Source organism: Streptomyces sp. 12E (genome assembly GCF_055633275.1).
Window position 1 is genome coordinate 6,527,573 of the sequence record NZ_JBVNCJ010000001.1, and the last position, 15,934, is coordinate 6,543,506.

General features: G+C 72.6%; 15 protein-coding genes. All 15 read left to right on the plus strand.

Going from position 1 to position 15,934, the window contains the following annotated elements; all coding sequences use genetic code 11:
- Positions 1–40 precede the first annotated feature (40 nt).
- Positions 41–1,870: a DUF5941 domain-containing protein gene (locus tag ACZ8ZB_RS29950; protein ID WP_470740732.1), complete on the plus strand. Its 1,830-nt coding sequence runs from the start codon at positions 41–43 to the stop codon at positions 1,868–1,870.
- The gene (locus tag ACZ8ZB_RS29955; RefSeq protein ID WP_470740733.1) at positions 1,867–2,619 is read left to right on the plus strand and encodes a phosphocholine cytidylyltransferase family protein; all 753 of its coding nucleotides are present in this window, start codon (positions 1,867–1,869) and stop codon (positions 2,617–2,619) included. Before ACZ8ZB_RS29950 ends, ACZ8ZB_RS29955 begins: the two co-directional genes overlap by 4 nt.
- Positions 2,607–3,668, plus strand: coding sequence for an iron-containing alcohol dehydrogenase family protein (locus ACZ8ZB_RS29960; RefSeq protein WP_470740734.1), 1,062 nt, complete (start codon positions 2,607–2,609; stop codon positions 3,666–3,668). Before ACZ8ZB_RS29955 ends, ACZ8ZB_RS29960 begins: the two co-directional genes overlap by 13 nt.
- Positions 3,646–4,425: a CDP-alcohol phosphatidyltransferase family protein gene (locus tag ACZ8ZB_RS29965; protein WP_470740735.1), complete on the plus strand. Its 780-nt coding sequence runs from the start codon at positions 3,646–3,648 to the stop codon at positions 4,423–4,425. Before ACZ8ZB_RS29960 ends, ACZ8ZB_RS29965 begins: the two co-directional genes overlap by 23 nt.
- Before the next feature lie 8 nt (positions 4,426–4,433).
- Positions 4,434–5,306 carry a glycosyltransferase family 2 protein gene (locus ACZ8ZB_RS29970; protein ID WP_470741610.1) on the plus strand — a complete coding sequence of 291 codons (873 nt, stop codon included), beginning with the start codon at positions 4,434–4,436 and terminating at the stop codon, positions 5,304–5,306.
- Positions 5,307–5,404: 98 nt separating this feature from the next.
- Positions 5,405–6,340, plus strand: a complete 936-nt coding sequence (locus ACZ8ZB_RS29975; RefSeq protein ID WP_470740736.1) for an ABC transporter permease — start codon at positions 5,405–5,407, stop codon at positions 6,338–6,340.
- Positions 6,333–7,109: an ABC transporter ATP-binding protein gene (locus ACZ8ZB_RS29980; protein ID WP_470740737.1), complete on the plus strand. Its 777-nt coding sequence runs from the start codon at positions 6,333–6,335 to the stop codon at positions 7,107–7,109. The genes ACZ8ZB_RS29975 and ACZ8ZB_RS29980 overlap by 8 nt, the downstream gene beginning before the upstream one ends.
- A 359-nt stretch (positions 7,110–7,468) precedes the next feature.
- The gene (gene hpnC, locus ACZ8ZB_RS29985; protein WP_470740738.1) at positions 7,469–8,383 is read left to right on the plus strand and encodes a squalene synthase HpnC; all 915 of its coding nucleotides are present in this window, start codon (positions 7,469–7,471) and stop codon (positions 8,381–8,383) included.
- Positions 8,380–9,330 carry a presqualene diphosphate synthase HpnD gene (gene hpnD / locus ACZ8ZB_RS29990; RefSeq protein ID WP_470740739.1) on the plus strand — a complete coding sequence of 317 codons (951 nt, stop codon included), beginning with the start codon at positions 8,380–8,382 and terminating at the stop codon, positions 9,328–9,330. Before hpnC ends, hpnD begins: the two co-directional genes overlap by 4 nt.
- Positions 9,330–9,455 (plus strand): DUF6380 family protein, encoded by a 126-nt coding sequence (locus tag ACZ8ZB_RS29995; protein WP_470740740.1) that lies wholly within the window; start codon positions 9,330–9,332, stop codon positions 9,453–9,455. The genes hpnD and ACZ8ZB_RS29995 overlap by 1 nt, the downstream gene beginning before the upstream one ends.
- On the plus strand, positions 9,452–10,969 hold the full coding sequence (gene hpnE / locus ACZ8ZB_RS30000) for a hydroxysqualene dehydroxylase HpnE (RefSeq protein ID WP_470740741.1): 1,518 nt from the start codon (positions 9,452–9,454) through the stop codon (positions 10,967–10,969). Before ACZ8ZB_RS29995 ends, hpnE begins: the two co-directional genes overlap by 4 nt.
- Before the next feature lie 64 nt (positions 10,970–11,033).
- A complete protein-coding gene (locus ACZ8ZB_RS30005; protein ID WP_470741611.1) occupies positions 11,034–12,098 on the plus strand; it encodes a polyprenyl synthetase family protein in 1,065 nt (354 codons plus the stop codon).
- A gap of 118 nt (positions 12,099–12,216) precedes the next feature.
- On the plus strand, positions 12,217–14,256 hold the full coding sequence (gene shc, locus ACZ8ZB_RS30010) for a squalene--hopene cyclase (RefSeq protein ID WP_470740742.1): 2,040 nt from the start codon (positions 12,217–12,219) through the stop codon (positions 14,254–14,256).
- Positions 14,256–14,897 (plus strand): 5'-methylthioadenosine/S-adenosylhomocysteine nucleosidase family protein, encoded by a 642-nt coding sequence (locus ACZ8ZB_RS30015; RefSeq protein WP_470740743.1) that lies wholly within the window; start codon positions 14,256–14,258, stop codon positions 14,895–14,897. The genes shc and ACZ8ZB_RS30015 overlap by 1 nt, the downstream gene beginning before the upstream one ends.
- A 5-nt stretch (positions 14,898–14,902) precedes the next feature.
- Positions 14,903–15,934, plus strand: a complete 1,032-nt coding sequence (gene hpnH, locus ACZ8ZB_RS30020) for an adenosyl-hopene transferase HpnH (RefSeq protein ID WP_470740744.1) — start codon at positions 14,903–14,905, stop codon at positions 15,932–15,934.

Genomic DNA, 15,934 nt, shown 5'->3' on the forward strand with positions numbered 1-15,934 from the left:
ACCGGCGTCGACGCGTCGGCACCCAGGGAGTGAGATTCGGTTGTCGACCGCCATCCTCACCGGCCAGCCGGTCCCCGGTTCGTCACTCGAGGGCGATCTGCGCTCCCTCGGATTCGACGTACGGACCGCAGCCGGCGCCGCCGAGGCCGAGACCCTGCTCGCGGGGGTGCCCGCGGGGCAGCGGGTCGCCGTGGTCGACGCCCGTTTCGTGGGCCACGCGCACGCGCTGCGCCTCGGTCTCACCGACCCCCGCTTCCCGCTCTCCGCGGTCCCCGGCGCCGTCACCGCCCAGCCGGCCGGCCGCCAGGCCCTGAGCCGCGCGCTGGCCCGCGAGCGCTCCGCGGCCCCCGCCGGGCCGGCCGGCGGCACCACCCCGGTCGACGGCCTCGCCGACCGGGTCGTCGCCGCCCTCGACGCCGACGGCGCCGACGTGCACCGGCCCGAGCTCGGCAGCCTCGTCGCCACCGTCCCCGGCGACCCCCAGACCCGCAACGAGGCCCGGCAGGCCGTCGCCGCCGTCGACGACGAGGCCGTACGCCTGAAGTCGGCCGTCAAGGCCCGCGACGGCTTCTTCACCACCCACTTCATCAGCCCGTACTCGCGCTACATCGCCCGCTGGTGCGCCCGCCGCGGACTGACCCCCAACCAGGTCACCACCGCCTCCCTGCTCACCGCGCTCATAGCCGCGGCCTGCGCCGCCACCGGCACCCGAGGCGGCTTCGCCGCCGCCGGCGCGCTGCTCATCGCCTCCTTCGTGCTGGACTGCGCCGACGGCCAGCTCGCCCGCTACTCCCTGCAGTACTCCACCCTCGGCGCCTGGCTCGACGCCACCTTCGACCGCGCCAAGGAGTACGCCTACTACGCGGGCCTCGCCCTCGGAGCCGCCCGCGGCGGCGACGACGTGTGGGCCCTCGCCCTCGGCGCGATGGTCCTGCAGACCTGCCGGCACGTCGTGGACTTCTCCTTCAACGAGGCGCACGTCGTGGGCGCTGACGCCACCGCCAACACCAGCCCCACCGCCGCCCTCTCCGACAGGCTCGACAGCGTCGGCTGGACGGTCTGGGTGCGCCGCATGATCGTCCTGCCCATCGGCGAACGCTGGGCGATGATCGCCGTCCTCACGGCCGTCACCACCCCCCGGATCACCTTCTACGCCCTTCTCGTCGGCTGCGCCTTCGCCGCGGCGTACACCACGGCGGGCCGCGTCCTGCGCTCGCTGACCCGCAAGGCCCGCCGCACCGACCGGGCGGCGCGGGCGCTGGCGGACCTCGCCGACTCCGGCCCGCTCGCCCAGGTCCTCACCGGCCCGCTGAAGAACCCCGCGCGGCACCTGCCCGGCTTCACCGCCCCCGCCGTCGCCCTGCTGGGCGGTCTCGCGGTCGTCGCCACGGCCGTGCTCACCGGCTTCGGCGGTCCCTGGACGACCGTCGCCGCCTGCGGTTACGTCCTGACCTCCGCCCTCGCCGTCGCCCGTCCCCTCAAGGGCGCCCTCGACTGGCTGGTCCCGCCGTTCCTCCGGGCCGCCGAGTACGGCACCGTCCTGGCACTGGCGGCCGACGCGGACGTGAACGGAGCCCTGCCCGCGGCCTACGGGCTGGTGGCCGCGGTCGCCTACCATCACTACGACACGGTCTACCGCATCCGCGGCAACGCGGGCGCGTCCCCGCGCTGGCTGGTGCGGGCGATCGGGGGGCACGAGGGCCGCACCCTGGTGGTCGCCGTCCTGGCGGCCCTGCTCACCGCCTCGCAGTTCACGGTCGCGCTCACGGTCCTCGCCGTGGCCGTGGCCCTGGTGGTGCTCGTCGAGAGCATCCGCTTCTGGGCGTCCTCAGGGGCGCCCGCCGTACACGATGAAGGAGAAACCGCATGATCGGCCTCGTGCTGGCGGCCGGCGCCGGACGGCGTCTGCGCCCCTACACCGACAGCCTTCCCAAGGCGCTGGTGCCGGTGGGGCCCGCGGGCATAGAGGGCGAACCGACGGTCCTGGACCTCACCCTCGGCAACTTCGCCGAGATCGGTCTGACCGAGGTCGGGGTGATCGTCGGCTACCGCAAGGAGGCCGTGTACGAGCGCAAGGCGGCCCTGGAGGCGAAGTACGGCCTCAAGCTCACCCTCATCGACAACGACAAGGCCGAGGAGTGGAACAACGCCTACTCCCTGTGGTGCGGCCGTGACGCCCTCAAGGACGGCGTGATCCTCGCCAACGGCGACACCGTGCACCCGGTCTCCGTCGAGCGGACCCTGCTCGCCGCCCGCGGCGAGGGCAAGCGGATCATCCTCGCCCTCGACACGGTCAAGCAGCTCGCCGACGAGGAGATGAAGGTCGTCGTCGACCCCGCCAAGGGCATGACGAAGATCACCAAGCTGATGGACCCCGCCGAGGCCACCGGCGAGTACATCGGCGTCACCCTCATCGAGGGCGACGCCGCCGACGAGCTCGCCGACGCGCTGAGGACCGTGTGGGAGACCGACCCGCAGCAGTTCTACGAGCACGGCTACCAGGAACTGGTGAACCGCGGCTTCCGGATCGATGTGGCACCGATCGGCGACGTCAAGTGGGTGGAGATCGACAACCACGACGACCTCGCCCGCGGACGGGAGATCGCGTGCCAGTACTGACCCGGCTGATCCCCTCACCGGTCGTCGTGGACATCCGCCCGGGCGCCCTCGACGATCTGGGCTGCGTCCTCGCCGACGAGCGCATCTCGCAGTCCGGCCGGCTGGCCATCGCCGTCAGCAGCGGCTCGGGCGCCCGGCTGCGCGAGCGGATCGCGCCCTCGCTGCCCGGCGCCGAGTGGTACGAGGTCGGCGGCGGCACCATCGACGACGCGGTCCGGCTGGCGGGCGACATAAAGGCCGGCCACTACGACGCGGTCGTGGGCCTCGGCGGCGGGAAGATCATCGACTGCGCCAAGTTCGCGGCGGCGCGCGTCGGCCTGCCCCTGGTCGCCGTCGCCACCAACCTCGCGCACGACGGCCTCTGCTCGCCGGTCGCCACCCTCGACAACGACGCCGGCCGCGGCTCGTACGGCGTGCCGAACCCGATCGCGGTCGTCATCGACCTCAACGTCATCCGTGAGGCCCCGATCCGTTTCGTGCGGTCCGGCATCGGCGACGCCATCTCCAACATCTCCGCGGTCGCCGACTGGGAACTGGCCCATCGGATCAACGGGGAGAAGATCGACGGCCTGGCCGCCGCCATGGCCCGGCAGGCCGGCGAGGCGGTGCTGCGGCATCCGGGCGGGGCCGGCGACGACGGCTTCCTGCAGGTGCTGGCCGAGGCACTGGTCCTCACCGGCATCGCCATGTCCGTGTCGGGCGACTCCCGTCCCTCCTCCGGCGCCTGCCACGAGATCAACCACGCCTTCGACCTGCTCTACCCCAAACGGGCCGCCGCCCACGGAGAGCAGTGCGGACTGGGCGCCGCCTTCGCGATGTACCTGCGCGGCGCCCACGAGGAATCGGCCCACATGGCCGAGGTGCTGCGCCGGCACGGGCTTCCGGTGCTGCCGGAGGAGATCGGGTTCACGCCGGACGAATTCGTCCGGGCCGTGGAGTTCGCCCCGGAGACCCGCCCCGGACGCTTCACCATCCTCGAACATCTCGACCTGAAGACCGAACAGATCAAGGACGTCTACGCCGACTATGTCAAGGCCATCGGTAGCTGAACTCCGTCCGGTCGTGCACCCCCCGGGGGTCAAGGACCGGCGCAGCGGTGAGCACTGGATGGGGCGCCTCTACATGCGCGAGGTGTCCCTGCGGGTGGACCGCTACCTGGTGAACACCAGGATCACCCCCAACCAGCTCACGTACCTGATGACCGTCTTCGGCGTCCTCGCGGCCCCGGCGCTGCTGGTGCCGGGGATCACGGGGGCCGTCCTCGGCGTGGTCGCCGTCCAGATGTACCTGCTGCTGGACTGTGTCGACGGCGAGATAGCGCGCTGGCGGAAGCAGTACTCGCTCGGCGGGGTCTACCTGGACCGGGTCGGCGCCTATCTCACCGACGCGGCCGTCCTGGTCGGTCTCGGCCTGCGCGCCGCCGACCCGTGGGGTCCCGGACGGATCGACTGGCTCTGGGCCTTCCTCGGCACCCTGGCCGCCCTCGGCGCGGTCCTGATCAAGGCCGAGACCGACCTCGTCGGCGTCGCCCGCCACCAGAACGGGCTGCCGCCGGTGAAGGAGGCCGCCTCCGAGATGCGCTCCTCCGGCATGGCGCTGGCCCGCCGGGCCGCCGCCGCGTTCAAGTTCCACCGCCTCATCCTCGGCATCGAGGCGTCCCTGCTGATCCTGGTCCTCGCGATCGCGGACGCGGCCTGGGGCGACCTGTTCTTCACCCGCCTGGGCACCGCCGTCCTGGCCGGCATCGCCCTGCTGCAGACCCTGCTGCACCTGGTGTCCGTCCTCGCCTCCAGCAGGCTGAAGTGAGCGCGGGCATGAAGGTCGGCGCGGTGATCATCACCATGGGCAACCGCCCCGACGAGCTGCGTGCCCTGCTGGACTCGGTCGCCAAGCAGGACGGCGACCCGGTCCAGGTCGTGGTCGTCGGCAACGGCTCGCCCGTCCCCGAGGTCCCCGAGGGCGTACGCACCGTCGAACTGCCGGAGAACCTCGGCATCCCCGGCGGCCGCAACGTCGGCATCGAGGCCTTCGGCCCCGGCGGCACCGACGTCGACGTCCTGCTGTTCCTGGACGACGACGGCCTGCTCGCCGGCCACGACACCGCCGAGCTGTGCCGCGAGGCCTTCGCGGCCGACCCGGCGCTCGGCATCATCAGCTTCCGCATCGCCGACCCGGAGACCGGGCTCACCCAGCGCCGCCACGTGCCCCGGCTGCGCGCCTCCGACCCGATGCGCTCCTCCCGGGTGACCACCTTCCTCGGCGGTGCCAACGCCGTGCGCACCAAGGTCTTCGCCGAGGTCGGCGGACTGCCGGACGAGTTCTTCTACGCCCATGAGGAGACCGACCTCGCCTGGCGGGCCCTCGACGCCGGCTGGATGATCGACTACCGGTCCGACATGGTGCTGTACCACCCGACCACCGCCCCCTCCCGGCACGCGGTCTACCACCGCATGGTCGCCCGCAACCGGGTCTGGCTGGCCCGTCGCAACCTTCCCGCGCTCCTGATCCCGGCCTATCTGGGCGTCTGGATGCTCCTCACCCTCCTGCGCAGGCCCTCGCGCTCCGCCCTGAAGGCGTGGTTCGGTGGATTCAGGGAGGGCTGGGCCACCCCCTGCGGACCCCGCCGGCCCATGAAGTGGCGTACGGTGTGGCGGCTGACCCGACTGGGCCGGCCCCCTGTCATCTGACAAGCTCGTATCCGGGAACATCGGGGCCGTACCAGGCTCCCCGGCTCAGGCCAGGCCCTTCGCGGGCCGCGCATCTCGAGGACGAAAGTTTTCCACCAGTGAGTGAGACCACGCACGACGGCACGGCCGCGGCCACCGCGTCCGTGCCGCCCGACGAGGGCCTGACGGCGGACCGGCTCGCCGCCAAGTACGGGCTGTCCGTCAGCGGTGCCCGGCCGTCCCTCGTCGAGTACGTCCGTCAGCTCTGGGACCGGCGGCACTTCATCGTCGCCTTCTCCCGGGCGAAGCTGACCGCCCAGTACAGCCAGGCCAAGCTGGGCCAGCTGTGGCAGGTGGCGACCCCGTTGCTGAACGCGGCGGTGTACTTCTTCATCTTCGGCCTGCTGCTGGGCGCCAACCGGGGCATTCCGAAGGACGTGTACGTGCCGTTCCTGGTGACGGGCGTGTTCGTGTTCACCTTCACCCAGAGCTCGGTGCTGGCGGGGGTGCGGGCGATCTCGGGGAACCTGGGGCTGGTGCGGGCGCTGCACTTCCCGCGCGCCTCGCTGCCCGTCTCGTTCGCGCTGCAGCAGCTGCAGCAGCTGCTGTTCTCGATGATCGTGCTGGTCGCCGTGGTGATGGCCTTCGGCAGTCTGCCCGCGTGGTCGTGGCTGCTGGTGGTCCCGGCGCTGCTGCTGCAGTTCGTGTTCAACACCGGGCTCGCGCTGGTCTTCGCGCGGATGGGCAGCAAGACGCCCGACCTGGCCCAGCTGATGCCGTTCGTGCTGCGCACCTGGATGTACGCCTCCGGCGTGATGTTCAGCATCCCGGCGATGCTGCGGGACAAGGACGTGCCCGGCTGGCTGGCCGACGTGCTGCAGTGGAACCCGGCCGCGGTCTACATGGACCTGGTCCGTTTCGCGCTGATCGACGACTACGGCTCCTCGTACCTGCCCCCGCACGTGTGGGCGTTCGCGCTGGGCTGGGCGCTGCTGGCCGGCGTGATCGGGTTCGTCTACTTCTGGAAGGCTGAGGAGAGGTACGGCCGTGGCTGACACCACCGACGAGAAGATCCCCACGGTCATCGCCGACGATCTGCACATCGTCTACCGCGTCAACGGCGCGAGGACCGGCAAGGGCAGCGCCACGGCGGCGCTCAGCCGCATCGTGAGGCGGGGCGAGGAGCGGGGCGTGCGCAAGGTGCACGCCGTGCGCGGAGTCTCCTTCGTCGCCTACCGGGGCGAGGCCATCGGCCTGATCGGCTCCAACGGCTCGGGCAAGTCGACCCTGCTGCGGGCCATCGCCGGACTGCTGCCCGCCGAGCGGGGCAAGGTCTACACCGACGGCCAGCCCTCCCTGCTCGGCGTCAACGCCGCCCTGATGAACGACCTGACCGGCGAGCGGAACGTCATATTGGGCGGGCTCGCCATGGGTATGTCCCGCGAACAGATCAAGGCCCGCTACCAGGAGATCGTCGACTTCTCCGGGATCAACGAGAAGGGCGACTTCATCACCCTGCCGATGCGCACCTACTCCTCCGGCATGGCGGCCCGGCTGCGCTTCTCCATCGCCGCCGCCAAGGACCACGACGTCCTGATGATCGACGAGGCGCTGGCCACCGGCGACCGCAAGTTCCAGAAGCGCTCCGAGGCGCGCATCCGGGAGCTGCGCAAGCAGGCCGGCACGGTGTTCCTGGTCAGCCACAACAACAAGTCGATCCGCGACACCTGCGACCGCGTGCTCTGGCTGGAACGCGGTGAGCTGCGCATGGACGGGCCCACCGACGAGGTGCTCAGGGAGTACGAGAAGTTCACGGGGAAGTAGCCCGATGCGGGCCGGGCCCCGCCGGAACCGTCCGGCGGGGCCCGGCGTCCGCGAAGGAGGCGTCAACTCCGGCCGCCGCGCGGAACCCTGACGCCGGCCGGTGAGTTGTCGTGGTGTGCGCAGACCCCCGCGGTCGCACGCCGCGTTGTGCAACGTAAGCTGTACCGGTCCCGAAAGGCGGCAATCAGGGCCATAATGCCCGACATCATCCAGCGATGCCGCGGGGCGGAAGCCTGGGCGGCGTGTCCGAAATAGTGTGCATTGGGTCAGCAGTGTAGAACGGGAGATGTGACGGCAATGGCTACGGAGACTCCCCGGCTGGGCGCAGCGTGTGCCGTCCCCGCCCATGGCAGTCCGCGATGACGCCCCCGGCCGCGGCACGTGCCGTCGACCCCGAGCGCGCCACCCTCGACAAGGCCGCCGCCGAGAACTTCCCCGTGGCCCCCTTCTTCCTGCCCCGGCCCTGGCGCGACGACCTCATGGCGGTGTACGGGTTCGCCCGTCTGGTCGACGACATCGGCGACGGTGACCTGGCCCCCGGCGGCGCCGACGCCCGCCTCCTCGGGGTGTCCGAAGAGGCGGCCGAGGACCGGCTGACGCTGCTGGACGCCTTCGAGGCGGACCTGAACCGGGTGTTCGATCCGGTCGGCCCCGCGCCGCGCCATCCACTGCTGCGCCGGCTCCGGCCGACGGTCCGCCGCCACGGGCTCACCCCCGAGCCCTTCCGCGGCCTGATCGCCGCCAACCGTCAGGACCAGCTCGTCAAGCGCTACGAGACCTACGACGACCTGCTCGCCTACTGCGAACTGTCGGCCAACCCCGTCGGCCGCCTCGTCCTCGCCGTCACCGGCACCTCGACGCCCGAGCGCGTCCGCCGCTCCGACGCGGTCTGCACCGCCCTCCAGATCGTCGAGCACCTCCAGGACGTCGCCGAGGACCTCGGCCGTGACCGCGTCTACCTGCCCGCCACGGACATGAAGCGCTTCCACGTCCAGGAGGCGGACCTCGCCGTGCCCACCGCCGGCGCATCGGTGCGCGCGCTGGTCGCGTACCAGGCGCAACGCGCCCGGGACCTGCTGGATGAGGGAGCCCCCCTCGTGGGCAGCGTCCAGGGCAGGCTCCGGCTGCTGCTCGCGGGCTTCGTGGCGGGAGGAAGGGCGGCCCTCCACGCGATCGCCGCCGCCGGGTACGACGTACTTCCCGGCCCGCCCAAGCCCGGCAAGGTCCAGTTGCTGCGCGAGGCGGGCGTGACTCTGCGAGGAAAAAAGGAGTGATCCGGACCGTGGAGTCGCAACCACCCGCGTCCGCACCGGTACTCGCCGCCTACAGCTACTGCGAGGCCGTCACCGGACAGCAGGCGCGCAACTTCGCCTACGGCATCCGGCTGCTGCCGACGCCCAAGCGGCGCGCGATGTCGGCGCTGTACGCGTTCTCCCGGCGCGTCGACGACATCGGCGACGGCCCGCTGGCGAACGACGTCAAGGTGGCCCGGCTGGAGGACACCCGGGCGCTGCTCACCCGGGTCCGCGACGGCGCGGTCGACGAGGACGACACCGACCCGGTCGCGGTCGCCCTCGCCCACGCCGCCGAGCACTTCCCGATCCCGCTCGGCGGTCTGGACGAACTCATCGACGGCGTCCAGATGGACGTACGCGGCGAGACCTACGAGACCTGGGACGACCTCAAGGCCTACTGCCGTTGTGTCGCGGGCGCCATCGGACGGCTCTCGCTCGGCGTGTTCGGCACCGAACCGGGCGCGCGCGGCGTCGAACGCGCGCCCGAGTACGCCGACACCCTCGGCCTCGCCCTCCAGCTCACCAACATCCTCCGCGACGTCCGCGAGGACGCCGAGGGCGGACGCACCTACCTGCCCGCCGACGACCTCGCCAAGTTCGGCTGCTCGGCCGGGTTCGGCGGGCCGACCCCACCGCAGGGCGCCGACTTCGCGGGCCTGGTCCACTTCGAAGTGCGCAGGGCCCGCGCCCTCTTCGCCGAGGGCTACCGGCTGCTCCCCATGCTCGACCGGCGCAGCGGCGCCTGCGTCGCCGCCATGGCCGGGATCTACCGCCGGCTCCTGGACCGCATCGAGCGCGACCCCGGGGCGGTGCTGCGCGGCCGGGTCTCCCTGCCCGGACGCGAGAAGGCCTACGTCGCGGTGCGCGGCCTGTCCGGCCTGGACACCCGGCACCTGAGCCGGCGCACCGTCAGGAGGCGCGCCTGATGGACACCCCGCACCCCGGCGGAAAGCGGCGGGCAACCCTCCGCCACGACGCCGCGTCCCCTACCGAGACGACCGGCCCCGCACCGTCCGAGCGGAGCGCCGGCCGGGCAGGGGAGGGCGCATGAGCCACGGCACACGCTCCGGGGAGCCGCTCACGGACGGCCCCGTCCCGGCGGGACGGCACGCCGTCGTCGTCGGCGGCGGGCTGGCCGGTGTCACCGCCGCGCTGGCGCTCGCCGACGCCGGGGTGGGCGTCACCCTGCTCGAAGGCCGGCCGCGCCTGGGCGGGCTCGCCTTCTCCTTCCGGCGCGGCGACCTGACCGTCGACAACGGCCAGCACGTGTACCTGCGCTGCTGCACCGCCTACCGCTGGTTCCTCGACCGGATCGACGGCGCGGCGCTGGCGCCGCTGCAGGACCGCCTCGACGTGCCCGTGCTCGACGTCGCGCGCCCCGAGGGGCGGCGGCTCGGCAGGCTGCGGCGCGACGCGCTGCCGGTCCCCCTGCACCTGGGACGCAGCCTCGCCACGTATCCGCACCTCTCGCTCGCCGACCGGGCCCGGACGGTCCGGGCCGCACTCGCGCTGAAGGGACTCGACCTCACCGATCCGGCCCTGGACGCCCAGGACTTCGGCAGCTGGCTGGCCGCGCACGGCCAGTCGGCGCGCGCCGTCGAGGCCCTGTGGGACCTGGTCGGGGTCGCCACCCTCAACGCGGTCGCGGGCGACACGTCCCTGTCGCTCGCCGCGATGGTGTTCAAGACCGGTCTGCTGTCCGACCCTTCGGCGGCCGACATCGGCTGGGCCCGGGTGCCGCTGGGCGAACTGCACGACCGGCTCGCCCGCAGGGCGCTCGACTCCGCGGGCGTGCGCACCGAGGTCCGTACCCGGGTCGCCTCCGTCTCCGCGCGCGGGGACGGGGGATGGAGCGTCCGGGTCCCGGGCGAGACGATCCACGCCGACACGGTCGTCCTGGCCGTACCGCAGCGCGAGGCGTACGACCTGCTGCCCGCGGGCGCGCTCGACGCCCCCGAACGGCTGCTCGCCATCGGCACCGCCCCGATCCTCAACGTGCACGTCGTCTACGACCGCAAGGTGCTCGCCCGGCCCTTCCTCGCCGCCCTCGGCACCCCCGTGCAGTGGGTCTTCGACCGCACCGACGCCTCCGGTCTGAAGCGCGGCCAGTACCTGGCGCTGTCCCAGTCGGTCGCCCAGGACGACATCGACGAGCCGGTCGCCGCGCTGCGCGAGCGCTACCTGCCCGAACTGCGGCGGCTGCTGCCGCGCACCCGCGACGCCCGGGTCGAGGACTTCTTCGTCACCAGGGAGCGCACCGCCACGTTCGTTCCCGCACCCGGCGTCGGACGCCTCAGGCCCGGCGCCCGCACCAAGGCCCCCGGCCTGTACCTGGCCGGAGCGTGGACCGCCACCGGGTGGCCCGCGACCATGGAGAGTGCGGTCCGCAGCGGCGTCGGCGCGGCGGACGCCGCGCTGAGCGCCCTCGGCCGGCCCCGCCCCCGCCGTCTCTTCGCCCTGGAGGAGGCGGCGCACCCCGCCTTCCCGGGGGACACCTCCCGGACCTCCGGCCACCATCCGGAGGAGACCGGCGTCGCACTGCGAGGTGGGCTCGGTGAGGGTTGACGAACGCGGCGCGGAGGACCTCCGCACTTCCGGTACCGCAACAAGAGGAGAGACTGTGCCCACTGTGCCCCCGGCCTCGCAGGCCGCTCGAAGGACCGCGGTGGACGTGTCCGCGCTCCTGGAGCGCGGGCGGACCCTGGCCACGCCGGTACTGCGGGCGGCCGTCGACCGCCTGGCGCCTCCCATGGACACGGTCGCCGCCTACCACTTCGGCTGGATCGACGCCCTCGGCCGGCCCGCGGACGGCGACGGCGGCAAGGCCGTGCGTCCCGCCCTCGCCGTGCTGTCCGCCGAGGTCACCGGGGCCGCCCCGGAGACCGGCGTGCCCGGCGCGGTCGCCGTCGAACTGGTCCACAACTTCTCGCTCCTGCACGACGACCTGATGGACGGCGACGAACAGCGCCGGCACCGCGACACCGTCTGGAAGGTGCACGGCCCCGCCCAGGCCATCCTGGTCGGGGACGCCCTGTTCGCCCTGGCCAACGAGGTGCTGCTGGAACTCGGCACCGTCGAGGCGGGCCGCGCCACGCGCCGGCTGACCACCGCCAGCCGCTCGCTCATCGACGGCCAGGCCCAGGACATCTCCTACGAGCACCGCGACCGCGTGAGCGTCGAGGAGTGCCTGGAGATGGAGGGCAACAAGACCGGCGCCCTGCTCGCCTGCGCCAGCTCCATCGGCGCGGTGCTCGGCGGCGCCGACGACCGCACCGCCGACGCGCTGGAGACGTACGGCTACCACCTCGGCCTGGCCTTCCAGGCCGTCGACGACCTCCTCGGCATCTGGGGCGACCCGGAGTCCACCGGCAAGCAGACCTGGAGCGACCTGCGCCAGCGCAAGAAGTCCCTCCCGGTCGTGGCCGCGCTCGCGGCGGGCGGCCCCGCCTCCGAGCGGCTCGGCGAGATCCTCGCCGCCGACGCCAAGAGCAGCGACTTCGCGAACTTCTCCGAGGAGGAGTTCGCGGCCCGTGCCGCCCTCATCGAGGAGGCCGGCGGCCGCGACTGGACCGCCGAGGAGGCACGCCGTCAGCACACCATCGCCATCGAGGCCCTGCACGCCGTGAACATGCCCGACCCGGTGCGGGAACGGTTCACGGCGCTCGCGGACTTCGTCGTCGTACGAAAGAGATGATCACTATCGGTCGAATAGCCCTCGCGTAGTCGCCGGCCGGCGCCCCAGGGGAGAGCGGCACCGGCCGACGGCGGACCCACAGCAGACACCACTCGCAGGACTGCACGAAGGGGAAGCCATGACAGCGACGACCGACGGAAGCACCGGGGCGGCCCTGCCGCCCGCGGTGGCCGCGGCCAGCGAAAACGACACCGACATCCCCGAGGCGGCCGGGGTTCCCGACATCGCCGCCCGTGCCATGCGGCGCGCCGCCGACTTCCTGCTGTCCCGGCAGGACGACCAGGGCTGGTGGAAGGGCGACCTCGAGACCAACGTCACGATGGACGCCGAGGACCTGCTGCTGCGGCAGTTCCTCGGCATCCGCGACGAGGACATCACCCGCGCCGCCGCCCTGTTCGTCCGCGGGGAGCAGCGCGAGGACGGCACCTGGGCCACCTTCCACGGCGGCCCCGGCGACCTCTCCGCCACCATCGAGGCGTACGTCGCGCTGCGGCTGGCCGGCGATCCGCCCGACGCCCCGCACATGGCGAGGGCCTCCGCATGGATCCGCGGGCGGGGCGGCATCGCCGCCTCCCGCGTCTTCACCCGGATCTGGCTGGCCCTGTTCGGCTGGTGGAAGTGGGAGGACCTGCCCGAACTCCCGCCCGAGCTGATCTGGTTCCCGTCCTGGGCGCCGCTCAACATCTACGACTTCGGCTGCTGGGCCCGGCAGACCATCGTGCCACTGACCATCGTCTCCGCCGAGCGGCCGGTGCGCCCCGCCCCGTTCCCGCTGGACGAGCTGCACACCGACCCGCACCGCCCCAGTCCTCCCCGGCCGCTCGCCCCGGCGAACAGCTGGGACGGCGCCTTCCAGCGGCTGGACAGGGCCCTGCACACGCTGCGCAGAGCCGTCCCGCGCCGGCTGCGCAGAGCGGCCATGAACACCGCCGCCCGCTGGATCATCGAACGGCAGGAGAACGACGGCTGCTGGGGCGGCATCCAGCCCCCGGCGGTGTACTCGATCATCGCGCTGCACCTGCTCGGGTACGACCTGAACCACCCGGTGATGCGCGCGGGCCTGGAGTCGCTGGACCGGTTCGCCGTGTGGCGCGAGGACGGGGCCCGGATGATCGAGGCCTGCCAGTCCCCGGTGTGGGACACCTGCCTCGCCACCATCGCGCTGGCCGACGCGGGCCTGCCCGCCGACCACCCGCAACTGGTCAAGGCCGCCGACTGGATGCTCGGCGAGCAGGTCGTGCGGCCCGGCGACTGGTCCGTGCGCCGGCCCCACCTGCCGCCCGGGGGCTGGGCGTTCGAGTTCCACAACGACAACTACCCGGACATCGACGACACCGCCGAGGTGGTCCTCGCGCTGCGCCGGGTCAAGCACCACGACCCCGAGCGGCTGGACAACGCCGTCGGGCGCGGGGTGCGCTGGAACCTCGGCATGCAGTCGAGGAACGGCGCCTGGGGCGCGTTCGACGTCGACAACACCAGCCCGTTCCCCAACCGGCTGCCCTTCTGCGACTTCGGCGAGGTCATCGACCCGCCGTCGGCCGACGTCACCGCGCACGTCGTGGAGATGCTCGCCGTGGAGGGCCTCGCCCACGACCCGCGCACCCGGCGCGGCATCCAGTGGCTGCTCGCCGAACAGGAGCCGAACGGCTCCTGGTTCGGACGCTGGGGCGTCAACTACCTCTACGGCACCGGCTCGGTCGTCCCCGCGCTGACCGCGGCCGGGCTCCCCGTCTCGCACCCGGCGATCCGGCGGGCCGTGGCCTGGCTGGAGAAGGTGCAGAACGACGACGGCGGCTGGGGCGAGGACCTGCGCTCCTACCGCCACGTCCGGGAGTGGGCCGGCCGCGGCGCCTCCACCGCCTCACAGACCGCCTGGGCGCTCATGGCCCTGCTGGCGGCGGGAGAGCGGGGCTCCAGGGCCGTCGAGCGCGGCATCGAGTGGCTGGCGGCCACCCAGCGCGAGGACGGCTCCTGGGACGAGCCGTACTTCACCGGCACCGGCTTCCCCTGGGACTTCTCCATCAACTACCACCTCTACCGGCAGGTCTTCCCGCTCACCGCGCTCGGCCGGTACGTGCACGGGGAGCCGGCCGGCGGGAAACCGGCCGTGGCGAGGACCGGGCCGGGGCAGCCGCTCGCCGAGGCGAAGGGAAGCTGATGAGCCCCCGGCCCGCCCCGGTCCCGCTGCTGATCGCCTGCGCGCTCGGCATCGAGCAGTTCGCCCTGCGCAGGCGCGAACGGGGCGCTTCGGGCGGGCCGGTCACCGTCCTGCGCACGGGCATGGGGCCGGCGGCGGCCGAGCGCTCCGTCACCCGGATGCTCGCCGACCCGGGCCTGGACCGGGCGGCCGTCCTCGCCACGGGCTTCTGTGCCGGGCTCGCCCCCGGGATGCACCCCGGCGACCTGGTCGTCGCCGGGGAGACCCGGGACCCGCGCGGCAGCGTCCCGTGCGTGGGGACCGAACTGCTGGTGAAGGAGCTGGGACGGGTGGCGCCCGGACGCGCCGTCCACACCGGTCCGCTCACCGGATCCGACCACGTCGTCCGCGGCCACGAGCGGTCCGATCTGCTCGCGACCGGCGCGATCGCGGTCGACATGGAATCCGCCGCCACGCTCCTGAGCGCCGTCCGGGCGGGCGAGCGCCCGGTTGCGGCCGTCCGGGTGGTCGTGGACGCTCCTGAACACGAGCTCGTCCGGATCGGCACGGTGCGCGGTGGAATATCGGCTTTCCGCGTTCTCCGGTCCCTGTTCCCGGCTTTCCATGAATGGCACCGTTCCTTGCTGCTCCCCAGGAGGTGAGCCAGATGGCCATGCCGCTGCGTCAGTCCGTCAAGGTCGCTACATACTTGGCCGAACAGAAGCTCCGCGGGCGGGACAAGTTCCCGCTGATCGTCGAACTGGAACCGCTCTTCGCCTGCAATCTCAAGTGCGAGGGGTGCGGCAAGATCCAGCACCCGGCCGGGGTGCTCAAGCAGCGGATGCCCGTCGCCCAGGCCGTCGGCGCGGTCCTGGAGTCCGGGGCGCCCATGGTGTCGATCGCCGGCGGCGAACCCCTGATGCACCCGCAGATCGACGAGATCGTGCGCCAGCTGGTGGCCAGGCGCAAGTACGTCTTCCTGTGCACCAACGCCATGCTGCTGCGCAAGAAGATGGACAGGTTCACCCCCTCGCCCTACTTCGCGTTCGCCGTGCACATCGACGGGCTGCGCGAGCGTCACGACGAGTCGGTGGCGAAGGAGGGCGTGTTCGACGAGGCCGTGGCGGCCATCAAGGAGGCCAAACGGCGCGGCTTCCGGGTCACCACCAACTCGACCTTCTTCAACACCGACACCCCGCAGACGGTCGTCGAGGTGCTCGACTACCTCAACGACGAGCTCGAGGTCGACGAGATGATGATCTCGCCCGCCTACGCCTACGAGAAGGCCCCCGACCAGGAGCACTTCCTGGGAGTGGAGCAGACCCGGGAGCTGTTCAGGAAGGCCTTCGCGGGCGGCAACCGGCGCCGCTGGCGGCTGAACCACTCCCCGCTGTTCCTGGACTTCCTCGAGGGCAGGGTCGACTTCCCGTGCACCGCGTGGGCGATCCCGAACTACTCGCTCTTCGGCTGGCAGCGCCCCTGCTACCTGATGAGCGACGGCTACGTGCCGACGTACCGGGAGCTGATCGAGGACACGGACTGGGACCGGTACGGCCGCGGCAAGGACCCGCGCTGCGCCAACTGCATGGCGCACTGCGGCTACGAGCCCACCGCCGTCCTCGCCACCATGGGATCCCTGAAGGAGTCGCTGCGCGCCCTGCGCGAGACGGTCTCCGGGAACTCCGGGAACAGGGAGTGA